We start from the raw sequence: 15,598 nt of genomic DNA, 5'->3' as shown, positions 1-15,598 counted from the left end.
AACCACTCAGGACCGAATCGTCCTATATTTCGATTTCAATTTATAAATCTACAAATTGCAGCTTGATATTAAATCAAACGAGGCTCCTGAGTATTTTCTCAGAGCCTCGTTTGTCTACAGTCTGAAAAGCCGACTCGCGTCGGCTTATAAAATAAGGAAAAGAAATGAAATGTTCGAAGATAACCCTCGAACAATGACAGATTGGATTATAGCAAATCCCTTTTTGAATTGCAACTACCCTTCCCGATTTCTTAACAGTTTTTTTAATCCTATTTGCACCGCTTTACAAAAGTCACTCGGCTTACGATCCTGCCACCAAAAGGGCGCAATCACCTCGCAGGACAGAGTGTGCCAGTTCACCGTGCGGAGCGTTTGAAGGATCGCAGACAGCGGCAGAAAACCATCCCCGGGGATCCAGTGACGATCAACCCTTTTGTCATTGTCCGAAAAATGCAGCGCCTTGAGCCGGTCAGGATAAGTCTGAAGCAGACGCCCGCAGCCGCAGCCCAGCATGTAATCGTGGGAGGTGTCGTAGCAATAGCCGAAGTGAGGGCTCTGAATACGATCAAGGAGCCGATAAAGCAAAAACTGCCGCGTGACATTTTCGACGGCCACATCGACGCCGTAGTGCTCGCCAGCCTCAGCCAGCTCCGAGAAAAAGGCCAGGCCGTTTTCGAAGGTGTAATCCCCCAGTTCCATATCGACCGTATGGACCACCACTGCCGGCACTTCAAAATCCGCCGCGTCTTTAACAATCCGGATGAGAAAATCCAACAGCTCGCGATTGTCTTCCAAAGGGCGCTCCCAGATTTGGCTGTAGCCGATGAACGGCGCGTGAAAATTCGTGATGGATAACCCCGCGTCTCGAACGAGCTTGGGAAAATCATAACGCGAGATGGTATTGGGGGCTTCCTCATCCTCCCAGGAGAGCATCACCCCGTCAAATCCGGCGTCGGCAATCGCATTAATTCGCTCGGAAAAGGGCATAAAATAACCGAACCACGAGAACATGCTCGTGGTCCAGTTCTGGTTGTTTTGATCGGTAATCATATTAATGCTTGAGATTTAAGATGCCCGGCGCGAAGGGCGGGAAAATGACCCCCTGTTCGGTGATAATCGCCGAAACGTTGTCGTGGGGCGTGACATCGAAGGCTGGGTTTTCGAAATTAATGCCGTCCGGCGCCGTCTGAACACCGGCGAAATGACCGACTTCCGACGGGTCGCGCTGTTCAATGGTGATATCTTTGCCCGAGAACATCGAAAAATCGATCGTCGACGTCGGCGCTGCGACGTAAAACGGAATGTGATGGGCTTTGGCCAGAACCGAAACGGAAAATGTCCCGATTTTGTTGGCCACATCCCCATTGCGGGTGATGCGGTCCGCACCGACCACGACGGCGTCAATTTTGCCCTGATGCATCATCCAGCCGGCCATGTTATCTGTGATCAGCGTGACCGGAATATTGTCCTTGTGCAGCTCGTAGGCCGTGAGCCTTGCCCCCTGGAGCAGCGGGCGGGTTTCATCCGCGTAAACCTGGATGTTCTTGCCGGCTTCCTGGGCTGCGCGGATGACGCCGAGAGCCGTGCCGTAATCGGCGGTCGCCAGCGCGCCCGCGTTGCAATGGGTCAGAATCGTGCTGCCCGGCTTGATTAAAGCCGCGCCGGCCTTCCCCATAGCCTTGCACATCGCGATATCCTCTTCGCAGATCGCGTCAGCCTCAGCCTTGAGTTTTTCGCTCATCGCCTTCGGATCGGCGTCCGGTTCTCCTTTGAAAATACCGGACATCCGGTCGATCGCCCAGAATAAATTCACAGCTGTCGGGCGCGTCCCCCTGAGGGTATCGCAGGCCGCCTGCATGTTTTTCTGATAGGCTTCGGCGTCGAGGCCTTCAAATTCCTTGGATGCCAGATACACCGCGTAGCCGGCGGTAACGCCGATGGCCGGCGCGCCGCGGACGATCATCGTCACAATGGCGTCGGCCACGTCGCGGTAGTCTGTATAGCCGCGCACGATTTCCTGCGTCGGCAGCAGCGTCTGATCGATGAGCTTCAGTTCGCCGTCTTCGAAATAAACCGGTCTCATGCTTCACTTCCAATCCGCGCAATCAGTCTGAAGATCAGATTTTTCATTTCTTCGGTATTGTCGTTGAGCACCTGAACGACCATTTCGTTGGTGACCGGCGGAATGTCCGGATTATCCTTCAGGCCGGCGTCGTAATCGGTGACCAGTGCGATGTTCACTAACGGAATGTTCTTTTCCTGGCAGAGATAAGCTTCCGGATACTGAGTCATGTTGACGAGGTCGCCGCCGATCATACCAAAATAGCGGCTTTCTGCTTTAGTTGAAAAGCGCGGCCCGTTGATGACAACCGTTGTCCCGCCGTCGTGCATGACGTGGCCCATTTTCTGACCTTCTTCAAGAGCAAACTGACGCAGTTTTTCGTCATAAGGTTCGGCGGAGCTTAAATGCTCAACCGTCGGACTTTCAAAAAACGTATCTTTCCGGCCGGATGTCATGTTAATGTACTGGTCGGTGACGACAAAATCCCCCGGGGCGTATTCCTGGCGGAGCGAGCCGACACAATTTGCCGAAATGATCGCTTTCACACCCAGCTGGGCCATTGCGTCGACATTGGCGCGGTAATTGACTTCAGCCGGTGAATAAATGTGCTTTTTGCCGTGGCGCGGCATGAAAGCGACCTTGACACCGTTGACGTCGAGCAGGCTGATCGCTTCCGACGGTTTGCCGTAAGGCGTGTCCGCATCAACGCGGCGGTATTCTTCTCCCAGTTCGTAAAGGCCAGAGCCTCCGAACACGCCGATATCTGCTGAATAATACATGTTCAATCCTCCTGTATGCAATCCATGCTTTAAATACAAAAGTGACGGCGCACACAATCACCGCCACTTCTTATTAATAATTTTTCTTCTTCCGCCAATCGCCGTGCTGAAGACCGTCGCCCGCGTCCGGATCGCGCTTGAAGCCGAGCCACTTGTAGCGGGTATCGTCGTCCCCTTTCAGATCGTTGGGGTCCACTTCTTCAGCCGGCGTTTCGGCCGGTTCAGGGCCGCTCTGCGCTCCCGGATTGTCCGGATCGCGCTTAAAGCCGAGCCATTTGTAGCGGGTATCGTCATCGCCCTTCAAATCGTTGGGATCGATCGGTTCTTCTGGCATTGGTGCAGATTCTGGCGGCGCGTAAACCGGTTCTGTCGGCTGCTGTTCGAAAGCCGCTTCCACATCCGGCACCATTTCCACAATTTCTTCGTATTCCGGCTCCGGTTCGGAGACGACCGTCTTGGCGATTTTAAGCGCTGCCCCGAGCACGTCGTTGACGCTGCCGCGCTTCGGCAGGCTCGCGTCAGCCGCTGGCTGCTTCTTCACCCGGCGCACCACTTTTTTCATCTTCGGCCGCTGCGTATAAACCGGCTGGGCCGTTTGGGGGCTGGCGCTGCTCTGTCTTAAATTCTGAACCACTTGTTCTGAAATCGAGGCCCTCTCAGGCACCGGCTCCAGTTCTGGTTCGCGGTCCGGTTCCTGAGGTCTTGCGGCCTGCACTTGGCGGTGCCGCGCTTCGTCGACCTGCTGCTGCGGCACGTGGGCAAAGGTGGTTCCGCCCTTGCTGCCCGGTGCGGTGTAGCTTTTTTTCTGCAGTTTCGCCGCCGCATTTTTAAGCGTTTCCGTCGCCAGCATCACGACCTGATCGTCGGTCGCGTCGGGAATTTCTCTGCGGATTGCCTCGGCCAGACTGCTTTTGAGCATCGCCATCCGGTCGAACTGGACATTGCCTTCCACAGCGCTTTGCGGTGCCGGTTCAGGCGCCGGCCGGGCCGGCAATTCGGGTTCGGGTTCCGGCTGCTTTTCCGTAAACTTCGGAATCGGACGTTCCCGCATGATTTCATCCGCCTCTTCAACCGACCGTTTGAAACCGAGCCATTTGTATTTGGGCTGGCCGTTTTCGTCGAGTTCTTCGCTGTTTTCAGCCTCTGGCTGAGGCGCGGAGGCCTCTGCTTCTTCAGGACTGGGCGTCCAGCGGCGTTCCTGGTCTTCTGCCGCCTGGGCCATCCGCTGCTCTTCTTCGGCTGCACGCTGCGCCATTTGGACTTCCCGCTCTTCGCGCACCCGGGCTTCTTCAGCCTGGTGTTCGAGCCAGCTGTCGACGCGCTTCGCCTTAGGCGCGTCTTCGCCGCCGAGAATGGTCTGCCCTGCCTTGAGGTAAGACTTTTTCGCGTCTGGAAAGTAGCTGCGCAGCTCTGCCATCGGGATTTTTTCGTTGGTCATCACGCCCATCAGGCAGGCGATTTTTTCCGGCAGGTGGGTGTCGGTCGGCCAGTTGAGCATCATCCCCACTTCAAATTTCGCGATGGAGTCGGTGTCAAGCCCCAAGGCTTCCATGGAAAAGCGCATCAGCTCCGTGTGTCGGCAGCGCTTATGCTCCTGCTTGGCGCAGCCGACGCCGGCCGCCACACAGATGTTGCAGTTGCCGGGGCGTAGGGTCATCACGTTCGGATAATCCTTTTCGATTTCCAGAAGATCCCGCCAGCTCTCGGTATTCATCCGCTCCTTGACTTCTTCGACGTAATTTCGTGTCCGGACCGTACCGGTAATCCGCTGTTTGTGTTCCTTCGGAACGACGTATTCCCGCCCGATCACATAAAGGTACTTGAACTGCCCGAGCAGCAGCTTTTCGTCGAACCCAAATTCAGGGCACGACCAAAATTTATTGTACTTCGGACACCGCAAGCACTTCCCTCTAGCCTTTCGGAGAGAAAAATATTCATCGATGATATGATCCATCAAAAGCGGACCTGATGAAAAATTGTGAGTATATTCCATACGTCTCTCCTTTACTTGATTTAATCTCTCTATCTCTCGCTGTATTGTCTACATTAAAATACAGTTTATTATACCCTATTGCGTCAAGGGGATTCACCACAAGATTTTGCCTGATTAGAGTAAAGAAACTCCACGGATCCCGGGAAAATCCCCGAAGGGTTCGTTCTGATATTATTTTAACTCATATTTATAATAATTGATAAAAAAAGAGTGATTTTTTAACATTTTAAGGCTATAATAAAAGCGATGTTTACAGAAAACTGATCAATCAATATCATTGTACGATAGCTGAAAGGAGTTATGTGAATGGAATATTCTGTAGAAGTCAAAAACATGTGTCCTGTGGCCAGCAATGCGAACCACGGACCTGCACCGATTCCTGAAGAAGGGCAATGGGTTAAGGCAAAAGAAGTAAAAGATATCTCTGGTTTGACCCACGGCGTCGGCTGGTGTGCCCCGCAGCAGGGCGCCTGCAAGCTGACCTTAAACGTCAAGGAAGGCATCATTCAGGAAGCCCTGGTCGAAACCATCGGCTGCTCCGGGATGACTCACTCCGCCGCAATGGCGTCTGAAATTCTGCCTGGGAAAACCATTTTGGAAGCTTTGAACACCGACTTGGTCTGCGATGCCATCAACACCGCGATGCGCGAATTATTCCTGCAGATTGTCTACGGCCGTACCCAGACCGCGTTCTCCGAAAACGGGATGCCTGTCGGCGCTGGCCTCGAAGATTTGGGCAAAGGCCTGCGTTCACAGGTTGGGACCATGTACGGCACGCTGCCGAAGGGACCGCGTTACCTCGAAATGGCGGAAGGCTATGTCACCAAAATCGCTCTCAATGACAAAGACGAAATCATTGGCTACGCTTATGTCAATCTCGGCGTCATGATGGAAAACATCAAGAAGGGTGTCGATCCGAAAGAAGCGTTAGAAAAAGCTTCCGGCCAGTACGGACGCTTCGACGATGCAGCGAAGTACATCGACCCGCGTGAAGAATAAGGAGGTTTGACATGGCGTTATTTGAAAATTACGAAAGAAGAATCGATAAAATCAACAAAGTCTTAGCAGAAAACGGCATTGCTTCTCTGGAAGAAGCCAAGAAAATCTGCGACGACAAGGGCGTTGACGTCGCCGGGATCGTCCGCGGCGTTCAGACCATCTGCTTTGAAAACGCATGCTGGGCCTACACCATGGGCGCTGCGCTGGCTTTCAAACGCGGTGTGAAAACGGCGAAAGAAGCCGCTGCCGTCATCGGCGAAGGGCTCCAGGCGTTCACCATTCCGGGCTCTGTCGCTGAACAGCGCAAGGTCGGCCTTGGCCACGGCAACCTCGGCGCAATGCTCCTCGACGAAAAAACCGACTGCTTCGCTTTCTTAGCCGGCCACGAATCCTTCGCAGCCGCTGAAGGCGCGATCGGGATCGCCCGTTCCGCCAACAAAGTCCGCAAAAAACCGCTTCGCGTCATCTTAAACGGTCTCGGCAAGGACGCGGCTTTGATCATTTCCAGAATCAACGGCTTCACCTATGTGAAAACCGACTACGACTACTTCACCGGCGAACTCAAGGAAGTTTCCCGCACCGCTTATTCCGAAGGCGAAAGAGCTGCCGTCAACTGCTACGGCGCAAACGACGTCCGCGAAGGTGTGGCCATCATGCACAAGGAAGGCGTTGACGTTTCCATCACCGGGAACTCCACCAACCCGACCCGTTTCCAGCATCCTGTTGCCGGCACCTACAAGAAGGAATGCATCGAACAGGGCAAGAAGTACTTCTCAGTTGCCTCCGGCGGCGGCACTGGCCGTACTCTGCACCCGGACAACATGGCAGCCGGTCCGGCTTCCTACGGGATGACCGACACCATGGGCCGTATGCACTCCGACGCACAGTTCGCAGGGTCTTCATCGGTTCCGGCACACGTCGAAATGATGGGCCTCATCGGCATGGGCAACAACCCGATGGTCGGTGCTACAGTTGCTGTCTCGGTTGCGATCGAAGAAGCTCAGAAGAACGCATAAGCCAAAACATTCACAAAAAAACTGCTGTGAACCACAGCAGTTTTTTTATTGCAGTTATTCTTTTTTACCACCCCAGCACATCCTGAATGTCGGTGATGGTCGGCATCGACGGGATCCCGCCGTGTTTTTCGACACAGAGCCCGGCGACGATGTTCGCGAATTTCAAAATCCGCTTGCCGTTATCCTTGTTGATTTTTGTGATTCCCTGATTGGCGAGCTGGAAGAGAACCGCACCGCAGAAGGCGTCACCCGCTCCAGTAGTGTCCATCGCGTAGACGTTCATCGCCGGCTGAAAGACCGAGACGTCTTTGGTGCGCAGCATCGAACCATCGCTGCCCAGTGTGATGAACACACATCGGACGCCTTGGGCCAACAACGCGTCGGCCGCCGCTTCCGGTTTCGATTCGCCCGTCAGGAGGGCGCATTCCTCTTCAGCAATTTTCATAATGTCGACCATGGGCACCACCGAACGCATCTGCTCGACCGCGGTAGCTTCATCCGGCCACAGCGGCGCCCGATAGTTGGGATCGTAAGACACGAGCACACCGGCTTTTTTCGCTTCTTCGACAGCGTACAGTGTCGCAGATCGGGCCGGTTCGTCCGTCAGTGAAAGGGAGCCAAAATGGAAAATGCTGGCGTTTCGGATCAGGTCGACGTTGACTTCTTCTTTCCTCAGTTGCGTGTCGGCGCCGGGTTTTCTCGCGAAGGAAAAACTGCGGTCGCCATTTTCGTCCAATTCGACGAAGGCCATGGTCGTCGAGTAGTTCGGATCGAGAATCAGTCCGCTGGTGTCGATGGCCAAATTGTTCATCACGTCGCGGAGGTAGCGCCCCTGAATGTCGTCACCGACCTTGCCGATAAAAGCTGTCGAGCCGCAAAGCCGGTCGATGGCGGTCAGCACATTGGCCGGCGCCCCGCCGGGATTCTGTTCAAAAATGGTCGCACCGTATTCGCTTTTCCCGACAGGCAAAAAATCTATGAGCGCTTCTCCCAGCGCTGTCACGTCGTATTTCAATGTCAATTCTCCTCTTCATCGTAAATTTTATTGGCTGGCATCGGCTGCATCTCCCAGGCGTAAATGTCGGCACCTGCGCAGTTAAACTTCATCTCTAGACGGCGGTCCGTCTCAAAATCGGCGTAATACCGCGTCGTGAACACCGTTTCTCCGTCGTTCAAATAGATTTCCAAAATCGACCGGTCCACAAGGAGTCTCGCGTTGCGCACGCCGTCAAGGCGCGCAAGCCGCTCATCCCGGCCACATCCGGTCTTTTCGTCCAGCGCCAGGCGCACGATACAGCCGTTGTAATGAAGGCAGACGCCTTCACCCATTTGAATGTCCCAGGACGACGCCGGATCGGCAAAGGCGATTTCGATGTCGCCCGAAGCGTCCGGCAAGGTCAAGCGGCCTTCCCCGTCCGGCCGGGACGGATTTTTCCGCAGGCGCTTGAGCCCGGAAATCGGCTTTTGCAAAATCCGATTGCCTTTTTTAATAAGAACCCGCGGCACCGTCAGGCAATTCTCCCAGCCGCGCTGAGCGGTGGGGTTGCCGTAGGGCTTGTCCGGCAGGCCGGCCCAGCCGATCATGATGCGCCGGCCCCGGTCGTCGACAAAGCTCTGGGGCGCGTAGAAATCGAACCCCATGTCCCATTCCCGGAATGGACCGAACATCTGCTTCCCCCGCAAATCGCCGCTTAACAAGCTATAGCCGGACTGGTGGTTGTTCTGGAAGCAAAAATCCTCGGCCTCGAGCCCCTGGGGGCAGAAGGCCAGCACCGGCTGCCCGTCCATTTCAAAATAATCGGGACACTCCCACATATAGCCAAAGGGCTCACCTGTCTTTTCAATTTTGAGCAGCCGCCAGCTGACGCCGTCGAGACTTTCGTAAAACAGCACCGCGCCGCTGTCGTCGTTCATCCGCGCCCCGAGGACCATGTAATACTGATCGTCTTCACGCCAGACCTTCGGGTCCCGCACGTGGCGGGTGCAATCCTTCGGATAGTCCGGTGTGCCGAAAAGGAGGTGCTTATCGCTGTAAGTCCTGCCGCCGTCGGCTGTCTTCACTAAAATCGTGTTGCTCAAGCGGCCGTCGTGGATATAATCGTAATCGCCCGCTTCTTTGATATTGCCGGTGTAGTACAAATCGATCGTCCCGTCGTCCTCAACAAGGGCGCTGCCTGAGTAGCAGCCGTCCCGGTCCAGAGTTTCCGGCCAGAAGGGCACGCCCTTGAAAGATAAATTGATCAGGTCTGGGCCGGCGTAATGTCCCCAGGTCCGGGCCATGCGCCCGTCCGGTGCCGGCGTGTTGGGGGCGTACTGGAAATAAACGTGGTAGACGCCGTTTGCCTCGCAGAGCCCGTTCGGGTCATTGAGCCAGCCGTCCGGCGGCATCAGATGATACGCCAGGCGCCAGGGATCTCTTTTCATTCTTTGTCCCCCTTTTGTTCATTTACTCGATTTCGATGACCGGTTCACCCGGTTCAACCGGTCCGGTTTTCACCGCTTTGACGCTTTTGAACTGGTCGCCGTTGGTGACGATCACCGGCGTATCCATGTGGTAGCCCGCCTTTTCAATGGCTGGGATGTCAAATTCGAGCAATTCCTGTCCTCGGGTAATGGTGTCGCCCGATTCGGCCAAAGCTTTGAAGTGTTCGCCTTTCAGATTCACCGTGTCGATGCCGACGTGGATCAGCACTTCGACGCCGTCTTCCGAGACCAATCCCAGGGCGTGCTTCGTGTCGAACATCATGGTCAATGTCCCGTCGAAAGGCGCGTAAATCTTCCCGTCTTCCGGAATGATGGCCATCCCCGGCCCGAGGAGCTCAGCTGAAAACGTCGGGTCTTTGATTTCCGATGACGGAATCGCCGTCCCTTTAACCGGGGCGTAGACGACTTTCAGCTCGCCGTCTTCTTCAACGCCGCCTTCCTTTTCGAGGATTTCCGCTTCCATTTCTTTCGCCGAGCCGGCCAATGCCGGTTCCGGATCGCGGTAAATCACAAAGGAAATGCCGAAAGCCACAGCGAAGGCCACGGCCATCATGATCCCGTACTGAATCCAGAAGCCCGGTACGATCAAAAAGCCAAACAGGCCGGTGACACCGTATGCCGTCGCGCCGATGCCCATCCATGCAGCGAGCATCCCGCCGACAGCCCCGCCGATACACCCGGCGATAAAGGGCTTGCGGTAGCGGACGTTGACCCCGAAGATCGCCGGTTCGGTGATGCCGAGGAAAGCGGAGAGCGAAGCCGGGAAGGCCATCGCTTCGGTCTTCTTGTTCTTGGTCTTGAAAGCCACTGCCATGGCCGCGGCACCCTGGGCGACGTTGGCCGCTGTCGCGACCGGCATCCAGATATTCAAATGGGCCACAGAGCCGAGCATCTGGGCTTCGATCATGTTGTACATGTGGTGGAAGCCCGCGACCACCGTGAAGGCGTAGACAAAGCCGATGATGAGGCCGCCGATGCCGAGGGGCAGATGAATTAACGCAGTGGCGCCGGTGAGGATCCAGCCTTCAACGGTCGAGAAGATCGGCCCGATGACGATAAAGGTCAAAAGACCGGTGACCAGCACCGTCACCAGCGGGGTGACAAAGAGGTCGATCATTTCCGGAACGGCTTTGTGCAGCCGTTTTTCCAGAAAACACATGAACCAGATCGCGATGATGACCGGAATGACGTGGCCCTGATAGCCGACGTTTTTCACAGTGTAGCTGCCGATTTTAAGCAGCGCGTGGATTTCCGGATTGGCGACCATTTTGCCGCCCTTGAGCACGGTCTGCGACCCGGCGTTGACCAAACTCGGGTGAATCATCACAAAGCCGATAACGGCCGCGAGGAATTGGTTGCCGCCGAATTTCTTCGCCGCGGAAATCGCGATCAAAATCGGCAGCATGGTCAATGCCGCACCGGCCATCATGTTGATCACCGTGTACCAGCCGCTGTCCGCCAGCGCCGGGTTGATCTGTGTGAGGCCGCCGAGGAGCCCGTTTAACAGTCCGGAGGCGACGATGGCCGGAATAATCGGGACGAAAATATCCCCCAGCGTCTTGATCGCCCGCATGAACCAATTTTGTTTGTCGGCTGCCGCCGCCTTGACGTCGTCCTTCGTGCCTTCCGACGCGCCGGAAAGGGCGATGAATTCGTCGTACACCTTGTTGACGGCGCCGGTGCCGATGATGATCTGAATCTGTCCAGCGGCTTCAAAAGCCCCCTTGACCCCATCGACGTCTTCAACGCCCGCCTTGTCGAGCTTGCTGTTGTCCGCAATGACCAGTCTGAGCCGCGTCGCGCAGTGCGCCGCGGACACGATGTTCTCCGAACCGCCAATGTGGTCCAGAATTCCTTGTGCGGTTGCCTTGTAATCCATAATATCCTCTCTTCATTTAAACTTCATCAAAATTAATTGATGTCTTTATTATAATAATTATTCTTTTTTATGTAAATGTTTAAGTCCATGATTTTGAAATAAATTTCTGATTCTCCGCCCGGGAATTTTTTTTTGTGATACAATGGCTTTACTTATCATTTTATACTACTTGTAAACTGGAGTTTTTATGCAAATTATTATTGTGGGCTGCGGCAAAGTTGGCTCTGCCCTGGCCGCCAAATTATCTAACGAAGATCACAACGTCACCGTGATCGACACCAACGCTGAGCGATTAAATCACCTGACCGATCTTTACGACGTCATGGGCATCTGCGGCAACGGCACCGATTACCAGATTCTCGAGCGTGCCGACATTCAAAACGCGGACATTCTCATCGCGGTCACCTACAGCGACGAGGTCAATCTATTGTGCTGCGTGCTGGCCAAACGCGCGTCGGCCTGCCGGACCATCGCCCGGGTGCGCAATCCCATTTATTCCACCGGCCGGGACTACATCCGCCGGGAACTGGGCTTAGCCATGACGATCAACCCGGAACACGCGGCCGCGCGGGAAATCGTGCGCCTGCTGCGCTTCCCGACAGCTATCGGCATCAACAGCTTCTCCAAGGGGCACATCGAAATGTTTCGTTTCCGCGTGCCGGATCACTCTCCGCTGATCGGCCAGGCGATTAAAGACGCTAAGATTTTGCAGACCGACGGGCTGATCTGTATCGCCGAACGGGGCGACGACATCGTCATCCCCGACGGCAATTACGTCGTCCAGAAAAACGACAAGCTCTCGGTGATCCTCAGCCCTCAAAACGCCCTGAAGTTCATTTCCGACGTCGGTCTCAAAACCGACGCCGTCCGGAATACGATGATCATCGGCTGCGGCGAAATGGGCTATTATCTCGCAAAGATGCTGCTCAATATGGGCATCAAGGTGAAAATTATCGAACGCAGCCGCGAGCGGTGCGAAATACTGGCCGAACATCTGCACAAGGCGCAGATCATCTGCGGCGACGGCTCCGACGAGGACTTGCTGCGCGAGGAAGGCTTAGAGGAGATGGATTCCCTCGTCGCCTGCACCGGCATCGACGAAGAAAACATCATCCTCTCCCTTTACGCGAAGAACAAAATCCGTCAGAAAGTCGTCACCAAAATGAGCCGTCTGGAATTCAACGACGTCATCCGCAGCCTGGACCTCGATTCGGTGATCAACCCGAAGACCATCACGACCGAAACGATCTTGCAATACGTCCGCGCCATGGCCAACTCCTACGACAGCAACGTGGAAACCCTGTACAAAATCATGGACGACCGCGTCGAAGCCTTGGAATTCGCCATTCACCGCAATTCGTCAATCACCCACGTGCCTTTTGAAGATCTCCACTTCAAGAAAAACACGCTGGTCGCCGGGATCTACCGGAAAAACCGGCTCATTATCCCCGACGGACAGTCCTATTTCGTACCCGGAGATTCGGTGATCGTCGTCACCACGAACACCGGCTTTGACGAAATCGGCGATATTCTGGAAACGAAGGTGCGTTCATGAACCGCGCCATGATCCGCTACGTCACCAGCTGGATTCTCAGACTTGAGGGGCTGCTGCTCTGCTCGTCGGTGATCATCGCCCTGATTTACCGCGAATTTGATGTATTGCCGAAGTATCTGATGGTCATCGCCGGGTGCGAGGCCCTCGGTTTCTTGTTAGCCCAAAAGCCGGAAGACTCCCGGATTTATCAGAAAAGCGGCTACATTACCGTCGCCCTGGCCTGGATCGTCATGTCGGCCGTTGGCGCCCTGCCCTTTGTGTTAACCGGAGAAATTCCCAATTACATCGACGCGTTGTTTGAAATCGTCAGCGGCTTCACGACGACGGGGTCGTCCATTCTCAAAGACGTCGAGGCGGTGAGCCACGCGAGCCTGTTCTGGCGCAGCTTTTCTCACTGGATCGGCGGGATGGGCGTCCTCGTCTTCATTTTGATGTTCATCCCGGTGAAGGGCGGCTCGCAGATGAACTTGATGCGGGCGGAAAGTCCAGGGCCGGATGTCTCCAAATTTGTGCCCCGGGTGCACAACACGGCCTCGATCCTCTACAAGATCTACCTGGGCATGACCCTGGGACAGATTCTCTGCCTGCTCATCGCCCGAATGCCCTGGTTCGACACCCTGTGCATCACCTTCGGCACAGCCGGAACCGGGGGCTTCGGCATCCTCAACAGCAGCTGCGCGTCCTACACGCCGGTTCAGCAGTGGATCATCACGATTTTTATGATCGCCTTCGGGGTGAATTTCAGCTTCTACTTCCTGCTGCTTTTCCGCAAACCCAAGGCGGCTTTCAAAATGGAAGAGGTCCGGGCGTACGGGCTCATCATCCTCACGTCCATCGTGCTGATCACCGTGCAGATCTTTTCCCGCACGACGCTCTACCACCATCTCGGCGACGCCGTGCGCGACGCGGCCTTCCAGGTGGGCTCGATCATCACGACCACCGGGTTCTCGACGACGGACTTCAACCAATGGCCGTCCTTCTCCAAGTGGATTCTGGTGCTTTTGATGATCTGCGGCGCCTGCGCCGGCAGCACCGGCGGCGGCATGAAGGTGTCCCGCATTCTGGTGCTGCTCAAAACTTTGAAGAAAGAGCTGCTCCAAATCGTCCATCCCCGGTCGGTCCGCAAAGTCATGCTCGACGGCGAAACGGTGGAGCACACAGTCTTGCGCTCGATCAACGTCTTCACCGCCGTCTATTTTCTGATTTTCGGCTTAAGCGTCTTGATCATCAGCCTGGACGGATTCTCGATGGAGACCAACTTCACGGCGGTGGCCGCGACGTTGAACAACATCGGCCCGGGGCTTGCCGGCGTCGGCCCCGCGTCGAATTTCTCGGCCTACAGCCCCATCAGCAAATTGATTCTTACCTTCGATATGCTGGCCGGCCGTCTGGAAATCTTCCCGATGCTGCTGCTGTTCGTCCCGAGCATTTGGCAGAGATCCTAAAACAAAATTATAAAAGCCATTGATCTGAAATATCTTTCAAATCAATGGCTTTTATGATGCTTTATTTCTTTTTCTTTTGTTTGCAGATGCGTTCTCTGACGCGGTCAAATACCTCTGACACCGAGTATCGAACATCTGATCTAGCGGCTGCTGCGTCCGCTTCGTCGAGCTTGATTTCAATACATTTCGAATCATTTTCTATTGTTTTCATTGAACGTTTTCCTTTTTATTTCTATTATATCCTAACTATCCTTCTTTTATGACATCTTAATCAAAATTCTCGAAATTTGCATTACAAGAATTCTAATCTCGTCTATCAGCTTGAATTTTCAGCCAATTGTCTAAGAACCGCATCTGTTCTTCAGTGTGGAACCAATGCTCACCACCTGGCATGACCGTGAGCTCTGCACAGTGACCTTCAGCAAATGCGGATACGGTTTCCCAATCGGTCATATTGTCATGTTCGCTATATAGTATTTTAGTTGGAACACGCCACAGGATTAGATGCGCTCTCACATAACAAAGATACTTCCAAGACAGCCTCTCTCCGAATTCTGTGGCAGCCTCCTGTTTTTCCGCAAGCTCCCGTTCCGTTACATTTGCGCATCGCATCATATTGCCGATCATATTTTCCATATCCACAAAAGGTGCATGAGACATTGTCGACCGCGGTCTTAACCGTGTACGCTTTTGTGAGTCGATCTACAATTAATGTCATGTCAGCTCCTCCGTCATGATTAATAATGAAAAACGACGAATCGGCAGGCTTCGCAGCAATGAGCCTCAATATGGACCCTGTGTCCGAGCCTTAACTGTGTGATTTCAACAAAGCCGTCTGATCTATCTGCTTTTTCAAATACACCTGGAACTTCATTTGCAAAACTGAAAGCGCCATCTTTACTGGCAAATAAATAACCGGAACGCATTTCTTTTCCGCATTTTGGACATTTCATCGCGATGACCTCCTATTACATTCCAATCATTACCCTCGAAATTTCCATCACGGCAATTTTCATCACAATCTCGCAGGACATCACGTTAAACCAAACGCGGCGCATGTGCTGTGTTTTCGCAATCGGCGTCGCGATGGCCGCGATAAGAATCAGAGCCGCGCCGACACAGCCGACGACAGTCGGGAAGCTGAGCAGGGGAAACACACCCGGCGCGCAGCTGCCGTTGACCGCATGCTGAATCGTCTTGTCGAGGCCATCCCGCGCCGCTGCAAAACAGCAAACGACCAGTCCGTAAATCAGAAGAAAAAGACTTCTTCGTCCCCAATATTGAATGTTCGTTCGGTTGTAAACGGAATAACTAATAAATCCAAGTAACACTAAAATCATCACCGTCGTCACGGTCGTGACGACATTTCCAATATAAAGCTTCATA

15 protein-coding genes are annotated in these 15,598 nt (G+C 54.2%); 4 read left to right on the top strand and 11 right to left on the bottom strand.

The window, feature by feature from the left end; all coding sequences use genetic code 11:
• Positions 1-234: 234 nt before the first annotated feature.
• The 4 genes from FYJ52_RS09250 to FYJ52_RS09235 all read right to left on the bottom strand — a co-directional run bounded on the left by FYJ52_RS09250 (position 235) and on the right by FYJ52_RS09235 (position 4,834).
• A complete protein-coding gene (locus FYJ52_RS09250; RefSeq protein ID WP_235901589.1) occupies positions 235-1,050 on the bottom strand; it encodes a sugar phosphate isomerase/epimerase family protein in 816 nt (271 codons plus the stop codon).
• Between the two features lies 1 nt (position 1,051).
• Positions 1,052-2,083 (bottom strand): S-methyl-5-thioribose-1-phosphate isomerase, encoded by a 1,032-nt coding sequence (mtnA, locus tag FYJ52_RS09245; protein WP_154576937.1) that lies wholly within the window; start codon positions 2,081-2,083, stop codon positions 1,052-1,054.
• Complete coding sequence (locus tag FYJ52_RS09240) at positions 2,080-2,841, bottom strand: MTAP family purine nucleoside phosphorylase (RefSeq protein WP_154576936.1); 762 nt, start codon at positions 2,839-2,841, stop codon at positions 2,080-2,082. Before FYJ52_RS09240 ends, mtnA begins: the two co-directional genes overlap by 4 nt.
• 73 nt (positions 2,842-2,914) lie before the next feature.
• Entirely contained in the window at positions 2,915-4,834 is a 1,920-nt protein-coding gene (locus FYJ52_RS09235) for a DUF2284 domain-containing protein (RefSeq protein WP_154576935.1), read from the bottom strand.
• Positions 4,835-5,140: 306 nt separating this feature from the next.
• Here FYJ52_RS09235 and FYJ52_RS09230 point away from each other — a divergent pair, with 306 nt between their 5' ends.
• Complete coding sequence (locus FYJ52_RS09230) at positions 5,141-5,833, top strand: iron-sulfur cluster assembly scaffold protein (protein WP_154576934.1); 693 nt, start codon at positions 5,141-5,143, stop codon at positions 5,831-5,833.
• An 11-nt stretch (positions 5,834-5,844) separates the two neighbouring features.
• On the top strand, positions 5,845-6,849 hold the full coding sequence (locus FYJ52_RS09225) for a GGGtGRT protein (RefSeq protein WP_154576933.1): 1,005 nt from the start codon (positions 5,845-5,847) through the stop codon (positions 6,847-6,849).
• Positions 6,850-6,913: 64 nt separating this feature from the next.
• On the opposite strand, the gene FYJ52_RS09220 is transcribed toward FYJ52_RS09225, so the two are convergent.
• Genes FYJ52_RS09220 through FYJ52_RS09210 form a run of 3 tightly spaced genes read right to left on the bottom strand, consistent with a single transcriptional unit; the run spans position 6,914 to position 11,212 of the window.
• On the bottom strand, positions 6,914-7,864 hold the full coding sequence (locus FYJ52_RS09220) for a carbohydrate kinase family protein (RefSeq protein WP_408003712.1): 951 nt from the start codon (positions 7,862-7,864) through the stop codon (positions 6,914-6,916).
• 2 nt (positions 7,865-7,866) lie between these two features.
• Complete coding sequence (locus FYJ52_RS09215) at positions 7,867-9,273, bottom strand: glycoside hydrolase family 32 protein (protein WP_154576931.1); 1,407 nt, start codon at positions 9,271-9,273, stop codon at positions 7,867-7,869.
• 22 nt (positions 9,274-9,295) lie between these two features.
• On the bottom strand, positions 9,296-11,212 hold the full coding sequence (locus FYJ52_RS09210) for a PTS beta-glucoside transporter subunit IIBCA (RefSeq protein WP_154576930.1): 1,917 nt from the start codon (positions 11,210-11,212) through the stop codon (positions 9,296-9,298).
• A gap of 187 nt (positions 11,213-11,399) precedes the next feature.
• On the opposite strand from FYJ52_RS09210, the gene trkA reads away from it, so the two are divergent.
• Together trkA and FYJ52_RS09200 are read left to right on the top strand one after the other, a co-directional pair.
• Entirely contained in the window at positions 11,400-12,767 is a 1,368-nt protein-coding gene (trkA, locus tag FYJ52_RS09205) for a Trk system potassium transporter TrkA (protein ID WP_154576929.1), read from the top strand.
• On the top strand, positions 12,764-14,212 hold the full coding sequence (locus FYJ52_RS09200) for a TrkH family potassium uptake protein (RefSeq protein WP_154576928.1): 1,449 nt from the start codon (positions 12,764-12,766) through the stop codon (positions 14,210-14,212). The genes trkA and FYJ52_RS09200 overlap by 4 nt, the downstream gene beginning before the upstream one ends.
• A 61-nt stretch (positions 14,213-14,273) precedes the next feature.
• Here FYJ52_RS09200 and FYJ52_RS10055 read toward each other — a convergent pair whose 3' ends face one another.
• The 4 genes from FYJ52_RS10055 to FYJ52_RS09185 form a co-directional block, all read right to left on the bottom strand.
• Positions 14,274-14,423: a hypothetical protein gene (locus FYJ52_RS10055; RefSeq protein WP_205960824.1), complete on the bottom strand. Its 150-nt coding sequence runs from the start codon at positions 14,421-14,423 to the stop codon at positions 14,274-14,276.
• A gap of 92 nt (positions 14,424-14,515) precedes the next feature.
• Positions 14,516-14,839, bottom strand: a complete 324-nt coding sequence (locus FYJ52_RS09195; RefSeq protein ID WP_154576927.1) for an alpha/beta fold hydrolase — start codon at positions 14,837-14,839, stop codon at positions 14,516-14,518.
• A gap of 110 nt (positions 14,840-14,949) precedes the next feature.
• Entirely contained in the window at positions 14,950-15,165 is a 216-nt protein-coding gene (locus tag FYJ52_RS09190; RefSeq protein WP_154576926.1) for a PF20097 family protein, read from the bottom strand.
• Positions 15,166-15,180: 15 nt separating this feature from the next.
• The gene (locus FYJ52_RS09185; protein WP_154576925.1) at positions 15,181-15,597 is read right to left on the bottom strand and encodes a hypothetical protein; all 417 of its coding nucleotides are present in this window, start codon (positions 15,595-15,597) and stop codon (positions 15,181-15,183) included.
• Position 15,598: the final 1 nt, after the last annotated feature.

It is taken from the genome of Pseudoramibacter porci (assembly GCF_009696145.1).
Classification (GTDB): domain Bacteria; phylum Bacillota; class Clostridia; order Eubacteriales; family Eubacteriaceae; genus Pseudoramibacter; species Pseudoramibacter porci.
Note: the sequence above shows the minus strand (reverse complement) of the source record. Positions and strands in the feature narration are given on the sequence as shown.

Coding starts and splice junctions, on each gene's coding strand:
- trkA (WP_154576929.1), top strand. CDS start 11,400: ATGCAAATTATTATTGTGGGCTGCGGCAAAGTTGGCTCTGCCCTGGCC.
- FYJ52_RS09250 (WP_235901589.1), bottom strand. CDS start 1,050: ATGATTACCGATCAAAACAACCAGAACTGGACCACGAGCATGTTCTCG.
- FYJ52_RS09230 (WP_154576934.1), top strand. CDS start 5,141: ATGGAATATTCTGTAGAAGTCAAAAACATGTGTCCTGTGGCCAGCAAT.
- FYJ52_RS10055 (WP_205960824.1), bottom strand. CDS start 14,423: ATGAAAACAATAGAAAATGATTCGAAATGTATTGAAATCAAGCTCGAC.
- FYJ52_RS09225 (WP_154576933.1), top strand. CDS start 5,845: ATGGCGTTATTTGAAAATTACGAAAGAAGAATCGATAAAATCAACAAA.
- FYJ52_RS09215 (WP_154576931.1), bottom strand. CDS start 9,273: ATGAAAAGAGATCCCTGGCGCCTGGCGTATCATCTGATGCCGCCGGAC.
- FYJ52_RS09190 (WP_154576926.1), bottom strand. CDS start 15,165: ATGAAATGTCCAAAATGCGGAAAAGAAATGCGTTCCGGTTATTTATTT.
- FYJ52_RS09200 (WP_154576928.1), top strand. CDS start 12,764: ATGAACCGCGCCATGATCCGCTACGTCACCAGCTGGATTCTCAGACTT.
- mtnA (WP_154576937.1), bottom strand. CDS start 2,083: ATGAGACCGGTTTATTTCGAAGACGGCGAACTGAAGCTCATCGATCAG.
- FYJ52_RS09240 (WP_154576936.1), bottom strand. CDS start 2,841: ATGTATTATTCAGCAGATATCGGCGTGTTCGGAGGCTCTGGCCTTTAC.
- FYJ52_RS09195 (WP_154576927.1), bottom strand. CDS start 14,839: ATGATCGGCAATATGATGCGATGCGCAAATGTAACGGAACGGGAGCTT.
- FYJ52_RS09210 (WP_154576930.1), bottom strand. CDS start 11,212: ATGGATTACAAGGCAACCGCACAAGGAATTCTGGACCACATTGGCGGT.
- FYJ52_RS09185 (WP_154576925.1), bottom strand. CDS start 15,597: ATGAAGCTTTATATTGGAAATGTCGTCACGACCGTGACGACGGTGATG.
- FYJ52_RS09235 (WP_154576935.1), bottom strand. CDS start 4,834: ATGGAATATACTCACAATTTTTCATCAGGTCCGCTTTTGATGGATCAT.